Annotated in this window: 26 protein-coding genes; 11 read left to right on the top strand and 15 right to left on the bottom strand. The window is 60.2% G+C overall.

The annotated features are described in order from the left end of the window. The 10 genes from V3224_RS12710 to V3224_RS12755 form a co-directional block, all read left to right on the top strand. A partial coding sequence (locus V3224_RS12710; RefSeq protein WP_334470920.1) for a phage tail tape measure protein occupies positions 1–1733 on the top strand: 1733 nt, incomplete at its 5' end. After that, complete coding sequence (locus tag V3224_RS12715; RefSeq protein ID WP_334469182.1) at positions 1733–2614, top strand: phage tail protein; 882 nt, start codon at positions 1733–1735, stop codon at positions 2612–2614. The genes V3224_RS12710 and V3224_RS12715, both read left to right, overlap by 1 nt. Before the next feature lie 14 nt (positions 2615–2628). Beyond that, positions 2629–2871, top strand: coding sequence for a tail protein X (locus V3224_RS12720; protein ID WP_334469180.1), 243 nt, complete (start codon positions 2629–2631; stop codon positions 2869–2871). Continuing rightward, positions 2859–4043: a phage late control D family protein gene (locus tag V3224_RS12725; RefSeq protein WP_334469178.1), complete on the top strand. Its 1185-nt coding sequence runs from the start codon at positions 2859–2861 to the stop codon at positions 4041–4043. Before V3224_RS12720 ends, V3224_RS12725 begins: the two co-directional genes overlap by 13 nt. Continuing rightward, on the top strand, positions 4040–4681 hold the full coding sequence (locus V3224_RS12730; protein WP_334469539.1) for a phage baseplate assembly protein V: 642 nt from the start codon (positions 4040–4042) through the stop codon (positions 4679–4681). Before V3224_RS12725 ends, V3224_RS12730 begins: the two co-directional genes overlap by 4 nt. Before the next feature lie 20 nt (positions 4682–4701). Continuing rightward, a complete protein-coding gene (locus tag V3224_RS12735; RefSeq protein WP_334469176.1) occupies positions 4702–5064 on the top strand; it encodes a GPW/gp25 family protein in 363 nt (120 codons plus the stop codon). Further along, on the top strand, positions 5055–6179 hold the full coding sequence (locus V3224_RS12740; RefSeq protein ID WP_334469174.1) for a baseplate assembly protein: 1125 nt from the start codon (positions 5055–5057) through the stop codon (positions 6177–6179). The genes V3224_RS12735 and V3224_RS12740 overlap by 10 nt, the downstream gene beginning before the upstream one ends. Further along, positions 6169–6735 (top strand): phage tail protein I, encoded by a 567-nt coding sequence (locus tag V3224_RS12745; RefSeq protein WP_334469172.1) that lies wholly within the window; start codon positions 6169–6171, stop codon positions 6733–6735. Before V3224_RS12740 ends, V3224_RS12745 begins: the two co-directional genes overlap by 11 nt. A gap of 80 nt (positions 6736–6815) precedes the next feature. Next, on the top strand, positions 6816–7982 hold the full coding sequence (locus V3224_RS12750) for a tail fiber protein (RefSeq protein WP_334470921.1): 1167 nt from the start codon (positions 6816–6818) through the stop codon (positions 7980–7982). Positions 7983–7993: 11 nt separating this feature from the next. After that, on the top strand, positions 7994–8419 hold the full coding sequence (locus V3224_RS12755; RefSeq protein WP_334470923.1) for a tail fiber assembly protein: 426 nt from the start codon (positions 7994–7996) through the stop codon (positions 8417–8419). A 15-nt stretch (positions 8420–8434) separates the two neighbouring features. Here the strand turns inward: V3224_RS12755 and V3224_RS12760 are convergent, their stop codons facing one another. From V3224_RS12760 to V3224_RS12785, 7 genes are all read right to left on the bottom strand, one after another. Further along, positions 8435–9574, bottom strand: coding sequence for a phage tail protein (locus tag V3224_RS12760; protein ID WP_334470925.1), 1140 nt, complete (start codon positions 9572–9574; stop codon positions 8435–8437). Next, positions 9574–9783: a hypothetical protein gene (locus V3224_RS29955; RefSeq protein WP_442890332.1), complete on the bottom strand. Its 210-nt coding sequence runs from the start codon at positions 9781–9783 to the stop codon at positions 9574–9576. The genes V3224_RS12760 and V3224_RS29955 overlap by 1 nt, the downstream gene beginning before the upstream one ends. Before the next feature lie 32 nt (positions 9784–9815). Beyond that, positions 9816–10061, bottom strand: coding sequence for a putative phage tail protein (locus V3224_RS29960; RefSeq protein WP_442890334.1), 246 nt, complete (start codon positions 10059–10061; stop codon positions 9816–9818). After that, positions 10052–10183, bottom strand: a complete 132-nt coding sequence (locus V3224_RS12770) for a hypothetical protein (RefSeq protein ID WP_334470927.1) — start codon at positions 10181–10183, stop codon at positions 10052–10054. Before V3224_RS12770 ends, V3224_RS29960 begins: the two co-directional genes overlap by 10 nt. Positions 10184–10250: 67 nt before the next feature. Continuing rightward, on the bottom strand, positions 10251–11132 hold the full coding sequence (locus V3224_RS12775) for a baseplate J/gp47 family protein (RefSeq protein ID WP_334470928.1): 882 nt from the start codon (positions 11130–11132) through the stop codon (positions 10251–10253). After that, on the bottom strand, positions 11133–11570 hold the full coding sequence (locus V3224_RS12780) for a phage GP46 family protein (protein ID WP_334470930.1): 438 nt from the start codon (positions 11568–11570) through the stop codon (positions 11133–11135). Next, complete coding sequence (locus V3224_RS12785; RefSeq protein ID WP_334470336.1) at positions 11567–12076, bottom strand: phage baseplate assembly protein V; 510 nt, start codon at positions 12074–12076, stop codon at positions 11567–11569. Before V3224_RS12785 ends, V3224_RS12780 begins: the two co-directional genes overlap by 4 nt. Between V3224_RS12785 and V3224_RS12790 the strand changes: the two genes are divergently transcribed. Next, a complete protein-coding gene (locus tag V3224_RS12790; RefSeq protein WP_334472070.1) occupies positions 11996–12193 on the top strand; it encodes a hypothetical protein in 198 nt (65 codons plus the stop codon). The two genes, V3224_RS12785 and V3224_RS12790, sit on opposite strands and share 81 nt — an antisense overlap. A gap of 96 nt (positions 12194–12289) precedes the next feature. On the opposite strand, the gene V3224_RS12795 is transcribed toward V3224_RS12790, so the two are convergent. From V3224_RS12795 to V3224_RS12830, 8 genes are read right to left on the bottom strand one after another with little or no spacing between them, the layout of a single operon-like run. Beyond that, entirely contained in the window at positions 12290–12565 is a 276-nt protein-coding gene (locus V3224_RS12795; RefSeq protein ID WP_334470932.1) for a phage baseplate assembly protein, read from the bottom strand. After that, complete coding sequence (locus V3224_RS12800) at positions 12541–13272, bottom strand: phage baseplate assembly protein (RefSeq protein ID WP_334470934.1); 732 nt, start codon at positions 13270–13272, stop codon at positions 12541–12543. Before V3224_RS12800 ends, V3224_RS12795 begins: the two co-directional genes overlap by 25 nt. Next, positions 13265–14608, bottom strand: a complete 1344-nt coding sequence (locus tag V3224_RS12805; protein ID WP_334470936.1) for a DNA circularization protein — start codon at positions 14606–14608, stop codon at positions 13265–13267. The genes V3224_RS12800 and V3224_RS12805 overlap by 8 nt, the downstream gene beginning before the upstream one ends. Positions 14609–14617: 9 nt before the next feature. Beyond that, positions 14618–16468 (bottom strand): tape measure protein, encoded by a 1851-nt coding sequence (locus V3224_RS12810; protein WP_334472026.1) that lies wholly within the window; start codon positions 16466–16468, stop codon positions 14618–14620. Positions 16469–16482: 14 nt separating this feature from the next. Next, positions 16483–16752 (bottom strand): hypothetical protein, encoded by a 270-nt coding sequence (locus V3224_RS12815; RefSeq protein ID WP_334470938.1) that lies wholly within the window; start codon positions 16750–16752, stop codon positions 16483–16485. 3 nt (positions 16753–16755) lie between these two features. Further along, complete coding sequence (locus V3224_RS12820; protein WP_334470940.1) at positions 16756–16899, bottom strand: hypothetical protein; 144 nt, start codon at positions 16897–16899, stop codon at positions 16756–16758. Beyond that, positions 16877–17338: a hypothetical protein gene (locus V3224_RS12825; RefSeq protein ID WP_334470942.1), complete on the bottom strand. Its 462-nt coding sequence runs from the start codon at positions 17336–17338 to the stop codon at positions 16877–16879. The genes V3224_RS12820 and V3224_RS12825 overlap by 23 nt, the downstream gene beginning before the upstream one ends. Positions 17339–17347: 9 nt before the next feature. Next, complete coding sequence (locus V3224_RS12830; protein WP_334470944.1) at positions 17348–17713, bottom strand: phage tail tube protein; 366 nt, start codon at positions 17711–17713, stop codon at positions 17348–17350. Positions 17714–17715: the final 2 nt, after the last annotated feature.

Raw genomic sequence — 17715 nt, forward strand, 5'->3', positions numbered from 1 at the left:
AAGGGGGTAAGGCTGGGTCATTTGAAATCGCTGACCAGGTGAAGTGGTTGCCGGAGCTGGCACCACAAATGGCCAACATAGCCCAGGGTAAAGCGGCGGTGGCCGAGATGGTCGCTGCCTTGCAGGTAGCCAAAATGGGTGCCGGTAGCACCGATAAAGCGGCGAACAATTTCAATAACTTTCTGGAAAAACTGTACGCCCCTGAAACTAAAAAACGTTTTGGTGATGTCGGTATCGATATTGAAAAATCACTCATGCAGCAAAAAGCGCACGGGATTTCGCCGATTGAAGGGATGATGAATACCCTGCAAACCTATCTGGCGCAAAAGAGTCCCGAGGCGCTGGCGCAATTTAAATCAGCGATGGCGCTGCAGGACGATACCGCCCGCGATAAAGCGTTACTGGCCCTGCAGCAGAACTTTGGCTTAGGTGAACTGTTTGCCGATATGCAGGTGATGGCCTTTGTGCGTCCGATGCTGGCCAATATGGACAAGTACCGGCAAATCCGCGCCCAGGCCCTGGCGGCCGCGGACAAGGATGTATTAGGCAGTGACTATAAAAAACGGCTTGAATCCCCCATTGAACAGATGAAAAAGTTAGGCATTGCCAGTCAGGATTTGTCGCTGAGTCTCGGTGATGCACTAAAACCAGCGGTAGAGAATTTAGCCGCCACGGTACTCCCTTATGTGAACGCCGCCAATGCCTGGGTCAAAACCCACCCCCAGCTGGTCAGTGGTATGGCTAAAACGGTGGGCGCGCTCCTGTTGTTTAAGGGGGGATTGTTGGCCACAAGGTTGGCGTTCAATCTGCTGGGTTCGCCGATACGCCTGCTGTGGGGCGGGTTTACCCGGCTGCGTACCGGTTGGTTATTACTCAGCACCGCCTTTGGCATGGGTGGGCGCTTAAGCCGCTTCGCGGGCAGTGCGGGACGATTAGGTAAGGTGTTGGCCGGCGGACTGGTGACGGGCCTGCGCCTCGCCGGACACGCACTGCTGTGGCTGGGGCGGGCACTGATGTTTACCCCTATCGGCCTGACTATCACCGCGATTGCCGCCGGCGCTTACCTGATTGTCCGCTACTGGACGCCGATAAGCGCTTTCTTTCAGGCCCGTTGGGCCGAGGTGAAACAGGCGTTTTCCGGCGGTATTGCGGGCGTTGGGGCACTTATCCTTAACTGGTCGCCAGTGGGTCTGTTCTATAAAGCCTTTGCCGGGGTGATGAGCTATTTCCATGTTGAACTGCCCGCCCATTTTACCGATGCGGGTCGCCAGCTGATTGAGGGTCTGGTCAACGGGATCAAGAGTCGTTTAACCGCCGCCAAAGAGACGATTGTCCATTTTGGTGACAGTGTGTCGGGCTGGTTTAAGGAAACGCTGGGGATCCACAGCCCTTCTCGTGTTTTCGCCGGATTGGGGGACAATATTGTGCAGGGGGCGGTGCTGGGCATTACCCGCACCACGCCCGCGTTAGAACGCGCCGTCGGCGGCCTGATGCCGCTGATGCAACCGCCGTCCCCGCGTGTGCCCCACTGGCCTGATACCCCGATCTCCCCTGCCGGTCAGGGGAAGGCTTTTTCAGGCATGCAGATCACCTTTGCGCCGCAGATTGTGATGAACGGTCAGTCGCAGACGACCCCGGCGGCGTTGCGTGATGCATTGGCTATCAGTGTGCGTGAGCTGGAAAAACGCCTGGCGCAGCTGATGCACCAACAACAACGGCGGGCCTTTCACTGATGCTGGCGATACTCGGTGAGATTGAAGTGCAGTTACAGACCGGCTTTACCGCGCTGGAAGCCATCCTTGGCGGTGAGTTTGCCGAGCAGGCGCGCATTGGCCGTAAACCGGGTCTGCAGTGGGTCGGCGACAAGTGCGATGAATACAGTTTAAGCGTGCGGTTTCATCAGCAGTACTGTCAACCGACCGCGCAATGGCAACGGCTACAGGCCGCCTGTCGTGCCCACCAGGCACTGGCGTTTGTGCTCGGCAATGGCGAGTACCTGGGGCATTTTGTGATCACCACGCTTACCGGTCGTACGGTGTTGGCGCATGCCGACGGTATCGCCCAATGCCTGGAGGTCGATATCAGTCTGCGTGAATTTACCGGCGATCTGCGCCAACCACTTAAGCCGCCGGCGATGGCCACGACACTGAACAGAAAAGCCGCCGGGCTAACCCGGGCAATAGCCACCGGTACACCGCTATCGCGGGCGGTGGGTCTGGCCCGTCAGGCGCAGTCGGCACTGGCCACGGCCTCACAGGCGATCCGGGTGGTGCGCCAGATGAAAACGGATCCGGTCGCGGCGTTAACGCGCCTCCCTGGGGTCATTACTAGCTTAGGTGAGGTGGCCACCCCGTTGATACAGGCGCAGCCGTTGTTGGCCGGCCTGGAAGCCCATTTTCCTGCGGCCAGTCAGCTGACCCGAGCGGCGGGCAAGGTGGCGACCACGGCCAGCCAGGCGAAAAACACGCTCAGTGCTCTGACCCCCGGTACCGGCCAGGCACTGCCCGGTGCACTGGATACGGTGGCCGGTCAGGTGGGCGGTGCCCTCAGTACCTGGAACGACGTCACCCCGCTGCTGAGCCGTCTGACGAGCCATCTGGTGACGCGCCGCTAAAGGAGAACAGGACGATGTTTGCAAGCCAACAGGAAGAAGAACATAAGCCAGGTGTCTGGCAGCATATTACCCGTGAGGGCGAGCGCTGGGATACGCTGGCCGCCTACTATTACGGTGACGCATTGGGCTATGTGCGGATCATTGCCGCCAATCCTGATATCCCCATTACACCGGTGTTGCCTGCCGGCATCACCCTGGCTATCCCGTTGATTAACGCACAGGACAGCGTTGAGGAGACACCGCCATGGTTGCGTTAATGACACAACGACAGCAGGCGGTACCGGCCCCGACCTGGACCCTGCATTATGGCCAAAAGGACATCACGCACGATATCACCCCGGACGTGCTCGGGATCCGCTTTACCGATCAGCTCAGTGGCCAGTCTGATGAGCTGACGGTCGAACTGGAAGACAGCGCCGGGCGCTGGCGTGGGGCCTGGTATCCGGGTAAAGGCGACACGCTCTCATTGGCGCTCGGCAGGGTCGGCGCGCCATTACGTCCCTGTGGCACCTTTTCGATTGATGAAATAGAGCTTAGTGGCCCGCCGGATACGGTGTCGCTGCGTGGGTTATCCGCTTCGGTGACCACCGCGCTGCGAACCCGGAGCTACCGGGCGTTTGAGCAGACCAGCCTGGCGGCCATCGCCCGGCGGATTGCCCAAAAACACCACCTGACACTGGAAGGGCTGATTGCGCCGCTGCCCCTTGACAGGGTCACGCAGCAACATGAAACCGACCTGGCTTTTTTGCGCCGGCTGGCGGAGGAGTACGGCTATATCGTTAAAGTCACGCCGAGCAGGCTGATTTTTTCTGAGCGCATCAGATTGCGAGAAGCCTCGCCAGTTAACGTCATTACCCCGCAAGCCGTCAGTCATTACAGCCTGCGCGATACGCTTAACCGTATCTACCAGCAGGGCAAGGTGAAATACCAGGACAGCCAGCGCAAACAACTGGTCACGGTCGGTATCAAGGCCGATGGCACGATAGGCGACGTGGCGCGAGAAACGGCGCCTCAAAAACAGGGACGTTCAACCAGCGCCGATACCTTAAGACTGCACAGCCGGGCACGGAGCCGGGAAGAAGCGACTGCCAAGGTGTGTGCGGGGCTGAACCGGCATAATGAATATCAACGGGTGGCGACGGTAGCGCTGGCGGGCAATACGGCGTATCAAGCCGGGTTAACCGTGCGCCTGGCCGATTTTGGTCGCCTGTCCGGGGTGTGGCTTATCACCGAAGTCCGCCATGCCCTGTCGCGCCAAAGCGGGTACACCTGTGAACTCACCTTGGGCCAGGGGCCGATGGCGCGCATGAACAGGAAAACGATTCGCGCGGATCAGTCGGCGACCCCACCGGTGATGGGGGTGAAAGCCGATGGCAGCGTGGGGCCGCTGAGTGAAAAAGAGATGACAATCGGAGAAAAGCCACCATGAAAGCACTGCAATTGATGTTCGGTACCATCAGCCAGATTGATGAGCAAAACGTCCGGGTACGGGTACGGCTGCCGACCTGTGATAACCTGCGCACCGCCTGGTTGCCGGTATTGCAACGCAACACCCAGGATAACAAGGATTACGGGCTACCGGATTTAGGTGAACAGGTGAGTCTGCTGCTGGATGCTGACGGTGATGACGGCGTGGTGTTAGGGGCGGTGTATTCCGAGGTAGACCCCCCCACGGTGGCAAACCGCGATAAACGTCGGGTGGATTTTGCCGACGGGACTTTTGTCGAGTATGACCGCAAAAACCACGCGATGGCTATCGGGGGCGAGATACAGGCCCTGACGCTGACCACCCAGACCACGGTGCTGATTCAAACGCAAAATGCGACGGTGAAGGCAAGTAAAACCCTGTTTTTGGATGCACCCGATACGGTCGCGACGGGCAACCTGACGGTGCAAAAGCAACTGACGTACCAGGGCGGCATGAGCGGTTCGGGCGGCAGTGGCGCGACAGCCATCATTGACGGCACGCTCCAGGCCAGCGGCGATATCCAGGCAGGTCGGGTGTCGCTGCAAGAGCATCAACATAGCAACGGGCATGACGGTAAACCCACCGGCAAGCCGTTATAAGTGAGGGAGGAACGCGTTTGATGAACACAATGACCGTCCTCAGCGCCGCAGACTGGCAACCCGCGCTGCATGCATCGGGTGAGCGGGTCAGTGGCGTCGAAGATATTCAGCAGTGCCTGCGACTGATTTTAGGCACCCCAAAAGGCAGCGACCCGCATCGACCGGATTTTGGCAGTGACCTGCATCGCTATCTGGATATGCCGGTTGAGCGGGCCTTGCCGCATGTGGTACGGGAAACGGTGGAGGCCATCAGGCGCTGGGAGCCCCGATGCGAATTACATCAGGTGCGGCTTAATGCGCAGGGTGAGCGGGTGAATCTCCTGCTGCGCTGGCGACTGCCGGGCAGTCAGGTCAACGCACAAACGGAGGTGGCATGGCGTTAACCCTCGAGAAGCCGGTTTTTATTGCAGCGGATGCGCAGACCATTACCCGCGAGATGATCACGGACTATGAAGCGGCCAGCGGCAAGACCCTGTGGCCGGCGCAGGCTGAGCGGCTATTGATTGACCTGTTCGCCTACCGGGAAACCCTGGTGCGCAGTGCCATTCAATCCGCCGCCGAACAAAACCTGGTGGCCTTTGCCCGTGCGCCAATGCTGGATTATCTGGCCGAGCTGGTCGGCGTTTACCGTCTACCGGCTCAACGGGCACGCACCACGGTGGAATTTTCACTGGCGGCCCCGCCCTCGGTGACGATACCGATACCAGCCGGCACACGGCTCAGCGCCACGGACAGCCTGCTATTTACCACCGACAGCGAAGTCAGGCTGACGCCGACGGCATCCACGGTGACGGTGAGTGCGACCTGCAGCGAGGCGGGAACAAAGGGTAACGGTTGGCAACCGGCGCAAATCAGCACCCTGATGGAGGCCATCGATGACGGGGATATTCAGGTCACCAATACCACGCCAAGCGAAGGCGGCTCAGACGCGGAGGATGATGAGCATCTACGCAACCGTATCCGTCTGGCTCCGGCGTCCTTCAGTACCGCCGGTTCCCGTGAAGCGTACCGTTTTCATGCCATGAGTGCCCATCCGGGGATTTGTGATGTGGCGGTGACCCGCCCGAAACCCGGCACGGTCAATCTATATCCGCTGCTGACCAGCGGGCTGCCGGACAAGACGGTGCTCAGCCTGGTGACGGCCCTGTGCTCGGAAGAGCGGGTGCGCCCGCTGAATGATACAGTGCAGGTGCTGACCCCTGAAAAGGTTGACTATACGATTAGTGCGCAACTGACCTGTTATGCCAGCCAGCCGGGCGAGCCGGTACTGAAACAGGCGCGGCAGGCCGCTGAGCAGTATGCGGCAAGCCAGGCTAAACAGCTGGGTCGGGATATTGTGCCCAGCCAGATTATCGCGGCACTCTCGGTCCCCGGCGTTTACCGGGTGCAGCTCACGAGTTTCACTACCCTTGAGCCGACGGTACTGGCCGCGCAGCAATGGGCGCATTGTAGCGACATTCAGTTGACCCTGGGCACGGAGAGCGGCGATGACCGATAACAGCCTGTTACCGCCGCTGCTGGCGGCAGAGAGCCATTTTCAGGCGCTGGCGGCACAGGCCGCGCGGTTGCAGCAGATTGACCTGACGCCGCTGCTGGTTTATCTGCTGGATATGACCGAGGCGTCGGCCTTGCCCTGGCTGGCAGAGCAGCTGGCGTTAACCGGGGTCAATGGCTGGTCTCTGGCAGAATCGGATGATGCGCGCCGGGCGATGCTGAAATCGGCCATCACGCTGCATCGCTATAAGGGCACCCCCTGGTCGATTCGTGCCATGATACGGGCGCTGGGATTTGGGGAGGTGACGATAACCGAAGGGGGAGCAGCCCTTAAACCTGAACAGGCCACCGCGTATCCCGATGGCGAGACTCACTGGGCACTGTACCGGGTCATTCTTAACCAGCTGATCACCAATGACCAGGCAGCAAAATTGCGCGAGACGCTGGCGGCCTTTGCGCCGGCGCGGAGCGAACTGGTGGCGCTGGATTATACGGCAGTGCCGCTGCGCTATAACGCTCAGACGACCTACCATGGGCGCTATAATCATGGCAGCAGTTAAAAGTATGCAAAAACAGTTAATCCATACACGAAAAAAGACTACACTGTGACCAACAATCCACCCATGATGGAATAAGCACGATGGAGAAAAAAGACATGAGCTATTTAAAAGAACAGGCCGAATGGGCGGACGGTATCTACCAGATAGAGACCTCCGACCCGGTATTGGGTGGGCCAGACGGTATTACCAACCGGCCCGCGCGTGAACTGGCGAATCGCACCGCCTGGTTAAAGCAGCAATTAAAAGCGGCGGAAGCGGCGTTAAGGGCGCATACACGCTCCCGAAACCACCCGGATGCGAGCGTAAGTGAAAAAGGTTTTGTCAAGCTCAGCAATGCCAATCAGAGCAGCAGTGAAACGGAAGCCGCAACCCCCAAAGCGGTAAAAATTGTCAATGACAGGCTGAATGCGGTGGTCGACCATGCGCCTTCCGATTTAGATACGTTGAACAAGCTGGCCCAGGCCATCAGTAATAACCCGAAATTTGCCGAAAGCGTGACCCAACTTCTGAGCCAAAAGTTGGCAAAAAATGAGAATGGGGCCGACATCCCAGACAAGAATCTTTTTCTAGAAAACCTTGGTTTATTGGAAACGGTAGATTGTGCAAAAAATGCGCTGGACAAACGTACTGGCGGCACCGTCAATGGCGACATTATTTCACAGGGTGGTAAAATCGGACTGAAGGGCGATAACCGCAAGCATTTTATTCTCGCGAATGCTGATGGCAAAGTGCGCGCCTATATCTGGAAAGATAAGGGCGGTGATGGAATACACATCAATAACGGCATTGACGGTGGTGGTGAGTACGTTTTCCATAAAGATGGCGGTTTTCGTGCCCCTTCTTCCGTGTATGCAGGAGCGGCAAGAATGGCCGCTGACGGCAATGTTGTCGGCAGCAAATGGGGAAATCAGTGGCTGGATGTTTACCTGAAAAATACCTTCCAGCCCAAAGGGGCCTACGGTCAACCGAATACCGTGAAGCTAGAGGTCAATGGATGGTGGAAATGCGGGGACACAGGATTGATTCTTCAGTGGGGGATATACGGAAAAGGCCAGGTTGGAACCTATGATTTCCCGTTGCCAATAAGGTTTCCCAAAGCGGGACTGTTCTGTATCGGCTACGCCGGCGCTGCGATACCCTATGATGAAGATCGCGCGTCCAATTCAGCCCATCTGGTCGATAACGCGACCATCAGGGTGACAGTGGATGGCGGTCCAGAAACTGTGGTTCTGGCGATTGGTTTTTGAGAGAGGATAAAATGTATTACTACAGCGCGAAGGAAAACACATTCTGCCCGGCGGAATTGAAACAGTCGTATATTGACGCAGGAAGTTTCCCGGAGGATGCGATTGAAGTGAGTGATGATGTCTGGCTGGAATTTGCGGGCAACCCGCCGCCGGACAGCAAGGAGCGCGCCGTGGGCGAAGCGGGTCTGCCTGTGTGGGTAGATATTCCTCCGTCCACACCTCAACAGCGCATGGATGAGGCGGAGAGGAAAAAAGCCACGTTGATGCAAAAAGCCTCCGCCGCTATTGCTCCACTACAGGATGCATTAGATCTCGATATGGCAACGGAGGCAGAAAGGGCGCAGCTTGTCGCGTGGAAAACCTACCGGGTGCTACTTAACCGGGTGGATATAAGCAAAGCGCCGGATATTGCGTGGCCGGAAGCACCAAAAAAGTAGTGTGATAATCTGGAGTTAGTAACAAACCAGCTCCCATGTTCTCGGCGCTTTAATCCCTGTTCTGGTGTAATCTGCACTGATAATTAACGATTTTCCGACTATTTCGACATAAGTGCCTAAATTGCCCTCGTGAGCAATACCTTTGTATTTTACCGTCGCGTTTGCCGAGAAGATGGCATGAGGGACGGGACAAGGTAAAGATACCGTATAAATCTGTCCAGCATTGAGGGGTGGTGTAACGCCCCATTGCCTGATAAAGCCGGTATCACCACATTTCCACCATCCGTTAGTAGCAAGGTGAGCGGTATTTTTTGCTCCTCGATTGTTAATCTGCATATTAAGCCAGCTGCTTAACGCCCCGCCCCAAATAGGGCCAGTTACATCACCGTTTTCATGATAAGTGGCCGTTCTGCCGCCCCATGAAATGGTTAAATTTTGCCCTAATGTGACACCTCCGTTGACAGTTCCGCCAGTACGTTTGTCCAGCGCATTTTTTGCACAATCTACCGTTTCCAATAAACCAAGGTTTTTCAGAAAAAGATTCTTGTCTGGGATGTCAGCGCCATTTTCATTTTTTGCCAGTTTTTGACTCAACAGTTGCATGACGTTTTCAGCAAATTTGGGGTTATTGCTGATGGCCTTCGCCAGCTTATTCAGCGTATCTAAATCGGACGGCGCTTTATCAACAACCGCATTCACCCGGTCATTGACCGCCTTGGGTGTCGCGGCGGTAGTGTCGTCCGCGCTGCGAGGGGAACTGTTTAACTGCACAATCCCTTTGCGGTGCACCGTGGCTTCCTGAATACCGTCCTGGGTCGCCAGTTTGCCGAGGCCCAGATGCGTGCGCGCCTTTTCCTGCGCCGTCTTACCCGCTGCCGCAATCTCCGCCAATGCCTGGGTTTTCAGCAGCGCTTCCTGACCGATAATCGCCCGGATAGCCAGCGTCAGCTGGTTTAGCTTGCCCTTATCCGGGCGGATGCCCGCGGCGTCCAGCAAGGCCAGTTGTTCAGCTTGCTGGATATTGAACCAGTCTTCCCCCGGCCAGCTGATGCCCTTGTGGCCGTCGCCCTCGGTAAACCATAACGGCGTGGTGCTCTGGGTTTCTTTCAGCGGCGGCATGGTGGCAATGCCGCTGTTGTTATCTAAAAAATACATTAGCCTTTCTCCTTTTTGTCAGCATACACATAGCGAAAGTCCTGATGCGCCGGCTTATAGCGGTTTAACAGGCATTCGAGTATCCCGGCGTAATAAATACGCAGCGGCGTGGTGATCGGGTCAAGCACATGCATCGGGCGATAGTCCACGTGGGTCTCAATCGTCACCATCGTGACCCACTGATTATCCGGCAAGGTGCTCATGTTCACCGTAAAGCCATAAGACCGCGCCAGGTCTAAAACTACCGGTTGAGGCTCGGTTTCATCCGCAGTTTGTTGGCCGCATAGCGCTGGCGCTCATCGATACCGGCATCGTCGCCGATATCACAGTCCGGTAGCCCTAAAAAACGCTCCCAGTCAGCCAGCAACAGTGTGGCGGTCAGCGGAAAACGCTCGGCCAACAATTGCTCGGCGCGTTCGGTGACGCGCGCTGTGCTGCGGGCCAGGCCATTAGGCAGCAGTGCCCGTTGGTGTGCCTTTAAAGCCATGTCATCTCCCCCATCACCAATAGCTCAGTTTTGCCGCTACTGACCGGCGTCAGCGGGCTTTTCAGGGCGTAATCCTCCAGCCCGCTTATCCCGGACAACACACGCCAGAATGCCGAAGGCAACAGGGTTTCGCCTGGTTTGGCCGCGGTGTAAAACAGTTGCCTGAGCACCTCGCGGATACGGGCCTGGTTATCCGGGGTATTGGGGGCGATACGCAGCGTGATATCGACCTTTTTTGCCCCCTGGCGCAAACACCGTCACCGTCGGCCCCTCCGGTTGGCCGACCCACTCGCCGGTGGCCGGGTCCCGGTGGCGCGCGAGATAGTCGGTCACCCGCGCAATATCGGTCGGGCCGGGGAAGATATCCGGGTGATGGTCCATCACGAAGGTCACGCCCACCGTGCCCGCCCCGTTCCAGGTGGGCAGACACCAGCTACGCGTGACGCCCGGCACCTCGCGCGCCCAGCGTTCGTAATCCCAGCGCGTGCCGCCGCCCGGCGGAAACTGCACCCGATACAGCAGGCGCGACAACAATTCTTCCACGCGCTCGCGGTCAGCGCCGCCCCGAATACCCGGTGCTTCGGTTAGCGCCTGCTGGGCCACCCCGGCAACCGAGGTGACAAAACCGAGAGCCTGTCCCGCACCGCAGTCACCCGCCAGCCCCGGCTGGTCGGCCTCAACGTTGACCGTTACGCTGCCGGCCTTGCCCTCGGCGGCGTCTGTCAGGCGGTAAAGCGCGCCGTCGGCCCGTTGCAAACGTGTGCCGACCGGCACACTGGCGGCATCATACAGCGACAGCCTGACCGGGCCGCTGGCCCGTGCGGCCTGTTTGCGCACCACGCCCCAGAACGCACAGTGTTTGAGCAGTTCGCTTTCGTCGGCGTCGCTCGGAATGATTTGCCGGGCTATCCAGCCCAGGTGCTCATGCTCCAGCGCCGACAGCCCGGCCTGCGCCATCGCCATGGCACCCAGCAGACTGTCCTCGGCCGGTAGCGCGCCCGGCAGGCGTTGCGCCACATCCTGCTGCTTCTGGCTGATAAGCTCGCCGAGCGTGGGCATCTGATACGGCATTTACATCCCCTCCAAACGGGCTTTAAAGGTAAACGGGCGCGCACTGCCGTCCTTGAGCGTCAGGCGCACGGTCAGTCGCAGCCAGCCCGGCAGCGGCGCACTCGCCTGGCAATGCAACTGGCTTATCATCCCGGCGTCCAGCAGGCCACGCAGCGCCTCATGGGCGTAGGCTTCCGCCCGCGCCAATACCGCAGGCAGCGCCTTTTCCCGTGACAGCAGCCACAGCCGCGAGCCAACCGGGCGGTCGCGGTAACTGTCCGCCCACCATCCGCGCCGGTCATGGCCGCCATCCGGCAAACAGTCGGAGACCTCGGCACGCCGGTCGGTAAACAGGCACAGCAGCACCGTGGTCGTCAGGCTGTCGTCGGCGAGTAAATCCGCGCCCTCTTGTACCAGCATCCCCTCGCCATTCATCCAGCGTAGCGCCGCGTCGCTCATTGCGGCCCCCCGGTCAGACTGCCCCGGCCATTTTCCTGATGGCGGTGAGCACTCTGTTTGACACCGCCGATAACGGCTTCCGGTGCGGTTAAGGTGCCTTTAGATTCAGCACTGCCCTCAATCGTGATGTTCTGTTTCACGCTCACGCTCTTTGCTATTTCCACATCACCGGTAAAGCGCGCTGTCGGAGTGTTAAACACCGCCTCCTGCTCGGCGACCACTTCCAGTGTTTTACAGGTGATGATGCAGCGCCCGTCCCGGGTCAGACGCAGACGATGCCCCTCATAGTGATACAGGCCGCTATCCCCGGCGGGCAGTCCGGTGGGTCGATAACGGCGGTCTTCTACCACTAGCACGGTCGCCTGGTCACGACTGCCGCCCAGGCAGGCAAACACCACCTCAGCCCCCGGCAACGGCACGCTGATATGCCCGTATTGCTGCGGGCGCTCGACCTCATCGAAGGTTTCGCCGTCCAGCGCCGTCAACTGGACGTTTTGCGCTTTCAGGCTGTCATTGACCCCGGTCAGAACGCCACGCCCAAACAACAGCCGGATCCCACGTATCACCGGGGCAAGCAGCCGTTGCAGTGCGATATTACTCATCGAGTTTATTCCCCTTGTTAAGCCAGGCCCGCACCAGACCGTCGACGCCGCCGTCAGTACCGCCCGCCTGACGCTCGGCCTCCGCCGGCACAATAAACGCCTCGCGCGGGGCCAGTGTTACGTTGTGCGTTCCCCCTGGTCCGCATCGAGATCAAACTGCACCTGGCTAATCAACAGGTCACGGCTGACCATCGACAGACGCGGCGCAATGACGCGGGTCAGCTGGTTGGTCTGCCTCAGTTCACCGCTTTCGCGCCGCCAGCCCTTGACCACGGTGGTAAAGCGTTCTGACTGGGCCAATGCCCGTCGACTTTCCCGCAGGGCGCGCGCCCGTGCGGTGGCGGGGGTCAGTGTGCTGTCAGCCAGAATCACTTTGGGGCGGTAACGACCCATCGCGGGGTCGTCGCTTTCTCCCTTGGGGGCAGCGCGTTGGTGTTGGCGTCGCCGGCGTGCCCACCGCCGCCGCCGTGGCCTTTAACCCGATACTGACTGTGGCGGTCGCGCCAGTCCTCGGTGTACTCGGAGGACAACAGATTTTCACCCAGACGCAGGGTGTCAGTGGCGGTGTTCGCCGCCTGGGTAAACACCAGATCGCCATCGGCATCACTGGTCACCAAAACCCCCCGATAACGCGCCGCCCGGCTCAGCACATCCGCTACGCTTTCAGACGGTTCAAGGGTAAAGGAGGTAAAGGGTTTGGCGGCCTCGGGGTCAGACACCGCCCAGCGCACCGTAATGCCAAAAGGGCTGCACAGGTCTTGCGCAATCTGTTGCAGGGTGCGCTGACGCCATTGCCCGCCCGGATAGACCGCCGAACAGTCCACCAGATCGCCGGTTTTATCCCGGCCCTTTATCGTCACCTGTGCCGCGTCGGCCGCCATCTTGTGCGATACGCTGTCCAGGTAGCCGGTGATGACCGGTTGCCCGTCAAGGGTCAGCACCAGCGTTCCGCCGGCGCGCAGGCTGTCGGGCAACGCCTGGCCGGGCATCATGATCCCGAGGGTAAAATCCCCGGCCAGACGCGACAGCCCGCGGGTAATACTGACCGAAAGCCAGTGGGTGAAAATCCGGTTGCCGATGCGCAACGCCACCTCAGCCACCGAGCACCTCCACGCGCTCGCCCCCCGGCACAAACAGCGGATGACGCAGCCGGTTGCGACGAATAAAGCGCGCCGTGTCACGCGCATCGCCGGTGATGCGGTACAGGGTCACCAGCGCCGGCTCGGTGATTGTCACTGCGGCCTGGATCAGGCCGGGTAACGCCACGCCGCGATGGGATAAATCCGCCACAAAGGCGCGGCTTAACGCCCGCACCTGCAAGGCCAGGCTCTGATAGCCCAGCGCCGAGCTGGTCAGGGCACACGCATCCAGTCGGCGCGCGACCTGCTGGCTGACGCGCACCACATCCGGCGTACTTTCCAGCCAGACGCTGGCGCTGTCACTGAGTGGGCGCGGGGCGGGCGAGACCGTGTGTGACAACACCTGCGCCGGTGCGTTTGGGCCGACCGCCGCCAGACTGGCGGTAAGCAGGGACGACAACATCTGTACCTGCACCACCGCCAGGCGCAGCGTATTGTGCAGCAGTTGCACCGTGGCGCGGGTGGCCGGTTGCAGCCCCTGCCTATCGCGCAGGCGATCCTGACGGACCAAAGCGCTGTCCAGCCGGTCGGCCAGCTGGACTATCTGGTGCTGGAGAGCGCCGGGCTGCGGGGAGACCGGCGCGCGTGCCCGGTTTTTTATCTGCTCAGGTTGGGGGTAAGCCGGCAGGCGCTGTATGCCCTGAAAAATGCCCTTGAAGGCCAGCGCCAGGCGGTCGGGGGTGCTGATAAGCCCCTGGATATTGCCGCGCAGGGCGGTGAACGAGGCACTAAAGCTCTGCATATCGGCCAGCAGCCCCAGACCCGTGAGGGCGCTTTCCAGCGTGTTGGCCTGCTCGCTAACGGTATCCATCAACGCCTGCGCGTCATGCAGCGAGGCCTGCCAGCCATCAGCCAGCGTTGAAAAGAGTGCGGCCAGTGTGCTGTCGCCCTGGCGATTGACCACCCCGGCGGTATCTTGCGCCACCGCAGGGGCGGTCTCATCGGCCACCGGCACCACCGTGACGGTAAACTCCACCAGACGCTGGTTATCGACGCTGTAGCGACTTTCAAAATGTTCAACCAGCACCGACAGCGTACCCCAGTCAGGGTGCAACAGCTCGCCCGGTCCCGGCGCATTCAGCGCCTGCGTCAGCCGTACCCGCTGCGCCTGCACATCATCGCCGGTCAGTGACAGGGTGAAGGTGTGCTCAGGCAGTTTTTTTCCTAAATCGTCTGCCCCGCCGTGTTCGCGCAGCGGGTAATCACGCCGCACCACCCGGCGACCGCCGCGACTGCGCTGCTCTTTGTAAACCCAGAAAGGCACGCCGCGAAAGCGGCCCTGACCGGTACTTTTCATCTGCGCACCTCAATAAATACGGTAGTTGTCGCCGTTATACACATCGAGCTGTAAGCCAAAGGCGTTGCTGTCGGTGACGGCGCTGTTTTGCAGCACCAGGCCCGGGGCCAGGGCGATACGCATGTCGGCCTGGGCTTTCACTGCCGGCGGCATCGCCTGTTGCTCGTCCTGCTTGTCCCACCGGGCGTAGATATCGCCCAGCCAGCCGCCGAGTTTTTCGCCGAGTACGCTACCCAGCATCGAGCCGGCCACTGCCCCAATCGGGCCGACGAGTCCGCCCGCCGTCGCCCCGGTTGCCGACCCCAGTGCGCCGCCTTTATCTTCGGCTGTCGCGTCTTTATCGAGCAGCGTAGGGGCAACCGACAAAGCCGTGAGTAACGGGCCGCCGAGCCGACTGCCAAACCGCAGGGCACCGCGACCGAGTGCGCCGGCCTTATTGCTCAGCCAGCCGGTCGCGCCCGACAGTGTCTGCATTGCGCCGCCGAACAGGCCGCTGGCCCGTTCGCCCACCTGACTCAACCAGCCGCCGGCGCGGCGGCCAATGGAGGCCATAAACCGGCCTGCACGAGCCACACCCGGCACGCTGCCAAGCAGGGTGCCTGCACGATTGACCAGGCCGCCAAAGAAGCCTGAGACGGCGGAGGCCGCCCGCCCCAGGCGGGAGCGCGGCACCGGGGCCGCTGGCCGGCCAGGACGCACGCGGGTGCCTTTACGGCGGGTGCGTCCATTGCCATCGACATAGGTCTCACTGCCACCCCCGACGCCGCCCGCCGGCCAGTTGGTGACAAACACGCTCACCGGCGCGCCCAGTCCGCCGCCCATCGCAAACGGTGCCGGGCCAGGCAAACCCGCCGGGGCATTTTTGCCGCGCCCACGCCACCACCGATAAGCCCGCCACGGGTAACGCACCGGCGCACTGGCCAGCCCCCAGGCGGGACGGGCTATCGCCATCCCGACACGCGCCAGTTTCGAGGCGACGTAAATCGCCAGCATGGCTTTGGCGGTGTTAGCGGCATATTTGCCGATAGTGTCGAGGGTGTCGCCGTAACCGGCCTGGCGTAGCGCCATCAATTCAGCATTGACCCGGCTCAGGCCATTTTTAAACAGCGTGACGCCCCGTCGGGCACTGTCGAATACCCCGTTAAAACGGCTGGCCAGCCGGTTGGCCCATTGGTCCTGCAAACCGCTTTCCTGCGCCTCGCCGGCAACATCCAGAAAGTCTTTTAACTCGGTTTTAAGCCGTTTAAACGGCCCTTGATTCATTACCTTGACGGCGAACTGCTGCCAGACATCACCCAGCTGGGAAGTGAGTCCCGTCCACGAGTTCATCGCGTCTTTCTGCGCCCCTTTGGCCTCTGCCCGCATCGCCTGAAACAGCAAGCGAATAGACTCAGGCCCCAGCAAGCCTTTTTCCCCGCGAGCCTGCATTTCAGGACGTGTTTTTCCCAGCGCCCGGCCAAGGATGCTGTAAACATCAACGCCATAGCCGGTTAACAGGTTCGCGTCCTGCGCCTGAATGCTTTTGCGGGAAAACATCTGCTTAAGCTGAAGGGAGGCACCTTGCGCTTCCGGCAGCGTCCAGCCGTGCCGCGCGCCCTGGTCTTCCAGCATGGCGACAAAAAGCCTCGCCTGCTCTCGGTTCATGCCAAATTCACGGCTGGTCGTGTACTCCTGAATGACGCCCTGCAAGCCCCAGGTGGTGTCTTTGGCGTTTTTCGTCGCCCACTGAATATCGTCGTCGGTCTGTCCCTTGTTCTTGTTATTCTGCGCGTTCAGGCGAATGGTGTAGTTTTCCATTGCCGCCGCCGGGTCGATAAAGGCTTTTTTCAGGCCAACCAGTGCCGCGCCCCCGGCCAGCAGCCCGTAAAGGCGTGCTACGCCGCCTTGGCGCGCGTCTCCAGATGGTCAAAACCGGATGACACCGACGCCAGCCCCAGGCGCAGACCGCTAAAGGTGCGCTGTCCCTGGTGGCCCAGCCGGTCAAGCTGACTTCCCAGGCTATTCGCCCGAAGACCGAGACCGTGCAGGGAGGCGCCGCCCTGCCGCCCCATGCCGACCAGACTTTGACCGAACAGCCGCGCCTGCCGGGGCAGGTTGCCCAGCAGGTCAACAATCACTGACGCTTTTATCTGCTTTCCGGCCATCGTTTACTCACGCTGTAATAAGTGGGTGGCTTGCTGGCAGTGCCGGTAAAGCCGGATTAACGGCAGGGAAAGCGCCCAGTCCATACCCGACTTGGTGGATGTGGCGAGCATCAGCGCCGCTTCCTCAATTTTTTCCCGACACTGCATCCAGTCGCCCCGCATCAGCCGCCAGCTGGCCGGCCAGCGCGCTGCCGCCCAGACGCTGGGCGATGATAAGGCGTTCAATATCGCGCGCCGACAGGCTTTTCAGTTGCAGCAGCGACAACGGGCCGTTGAGGTTGCCCAGCCGGGCAACCTGGCGGCGCAGCAGTTCAAATTCGACCATCGCCGGCGAACGCACTAACTCTGAGCCGTTAGCCGTCTGCACCACCCGCTCGGCGGCCAATTCGGCATCAATAATGTCCTTGCCGGTTAATGGCCGCAGGGTGACGTCCGTATGGCGCTGTTCATCATCACCGCTGCCGGTAACCAGACCGTCAACCAGGGTCAGTTGCCCGCGCGCCAGTTCGTCGGCGACACTGGCGATATTCGGCGACACCCCGTCAACCTCGTGGGCCGCCGCCAGGGTTTCCATGCTGTGGGTCATGCTTGCTCCTTACGCCACGCGCTGGCTGCGAATGGCGGTAAATTTGGCGGAGATTTCGCCCGCGTCCGTCAGGGATTCTTCCCCGTTGCTCCAGGCGTTGGTCATCATGTGCGTTTCGCCGGAATCGGCGGCAAACTCCAGCGTGACATCGTGCCAGCCGTTGATGACGTCCACACTCAGATCACCCCGCGCCCTGAATTTGCATTCCAGCGTGGCGGCACGGGGCGTCGACTTATAGCCATAAACCCGTGCGCCGGTCACTTCCTCGCGTTTTTCCCCGGACGGGGTAAAGGTGGCCCCCGTCAGGGTCGGGTATTCCTGCCCGTTAACCCGGACAATGGCCTTGCCCTGGTATTGGTATTTGCCAAATGCCATCG

This window comes from Arsenophonus sp. PmNCSU2021_1, assembly GCF_036919435.1.
GTDB lineage: Bacteria > Pseudomonadota > Gammaproteobacteria > Enterobacterales > Enterobacteriaceae > Arsenophonus > Arsenophonus nilaparvatae.

Excerpts from the sequence above, each read along its gene's own strand:
- V3224_RS12715 (WP_334469182.1), top strand. The coding sequence starts at position 1,733 with ATGCTGGCGATACTCGGTGAGATTGAAGTGCAGTTACAGACCGGCTTT.
- V3224_RS12720 (WP_334469180.1), top strand. The coding sequence starts at position 2,629 with ATGTTTGCAAGCCAACAGGAAGAAGAACATAAGCCAGGTGTCTGGCAG.
- V3224_RS12755 (WP_334470923.1), top strand. The coding sequence starts at position 7,994 with ATGTATTACTACAGCGCGAAGGAAAACACATTCTGCCCGGCGGAATTG.
- V3224_RS12805 (WP_334470936.1), bottom strand. The coding sequence starts at position 14,608 with ATGAAAAGTACCGGTCAGGGCCGCTTTCGCGGCGTGCCTTTCTGGGTT.
- V3224_RS12725 (WP_334469178.1), top strand. The coding sequence starts at position 2,859 with ATGGTTGCGTTAATGACACAACGACAGCAGGCGGTACCGGCCCCGACC.
- V3224_RS12740 (WP_334469174.1), top strand. The coding sequence starts at position 5,055 with ATGGCGTTAACCCTCGAGAAGCCGGTTTTTATTGCAGCGGATGCGCAG.
- V3224_RS12815 (WP_334470938.1), bottom strand. The coding sequence starts at position 16,752 with ATGGCCGGAAAGCAGATAAAAGCGTCAGTGATTGTTGACCTGCTGGGC.
- V3224_RS12780 (WP_334470930.1), bottom strand. The coding sequence starts at position 11,570 with ATGAGCGACGCGGCGCTACGCTGGATGAATGGCGAGGGGATGCTGGTA.
- V3224_RS12820 (WP_334470940.1), bottom strand. The coding sequence starts at position 16,899 with ATGCAGTGTCGGGAAAAAATTGAGGAAGCGGCGCTGATGCTCGCCACA.
- V3224_RS12750 (WP_334470921.1), top strand. The coding sequence starts at position 6,816 with ATGGAGAAAAAAGACATGAGCTATTTAAAAGAACAGGCCGAATGGGCG.
- V3224_RS12790 (WP_334472070.1), top strand. The coding sequence starts at position 11,996 with ATGCCCGTATTGCTGCGGGCGCTCGACCTCATCGAAGGTTTCGCCGTC.
- V3224_RS12730 (WP_334469539.1), top strand. The coding sequence starts at position 4,040 with ATGAAAGCACTGCAATTGATGTTCGGTACCATCAGCCAGATTGATGAG.
- V3224_RS12760 (WP_334470925.1), bottom strand. The coding sequence starts at position 9,574 with ATGTATTTTTTAGATAACAACAGCGGCATTGCCACCATGCCGCCGCTG.
- V3224_RS12775 (WP_334470928.1), bottom strand. The coding sequence starts at position 11,132 with ATGCCGTATCAGATGCCCACGCTCGGCGAGCTTATCAGCCAGAAGCAG.
- V3224_RS12795 (WP_334470932.1), bottom strand. The coding sequence starts at position 12,565 with ATGGGTCGTTACCGCCCCAAAGTGATTCTGGCTGACAGCACACTGACC.
- V3224_RS12735 (WP_334469176.1), top strand. The coding sequence starts at position 4,702 with ATGAACACAATGACCGTCCTCAGCGCCGCAGACTGGCAACCCGCGCTG.
- V3224_RS29960 (WP_442890334.1), bottom strand. The coding sequence starts at position 10,061 with ATGGCTTTAAAGGCACACCAACGGGCACTGCTGCCTAATGGCCTGGCC.
- V3224_RS12825 (WP_334470942.1), bottom strand. The coding sequence starts at position 17,338 with ATGACCCACAGCATGGAAACCCTGGCGGCGGCCCACGAGGTTGACGGG.
- V3224_RS12745 (WP_334469172.1), top strand. The coding sequence starts at position 6,169 with ATGACCGATAACAGCCTGTTACCGCCGCTGCTGGCGGCAGAGAGCCAT.
- V3224_RS12830 (WP_334470944.1), bottom strand. The coding sequence starts at position 17,713 with ATGGCATTTGGCAAATACCAATACCAGGGCAAGGCCATTGTCCGGGTT.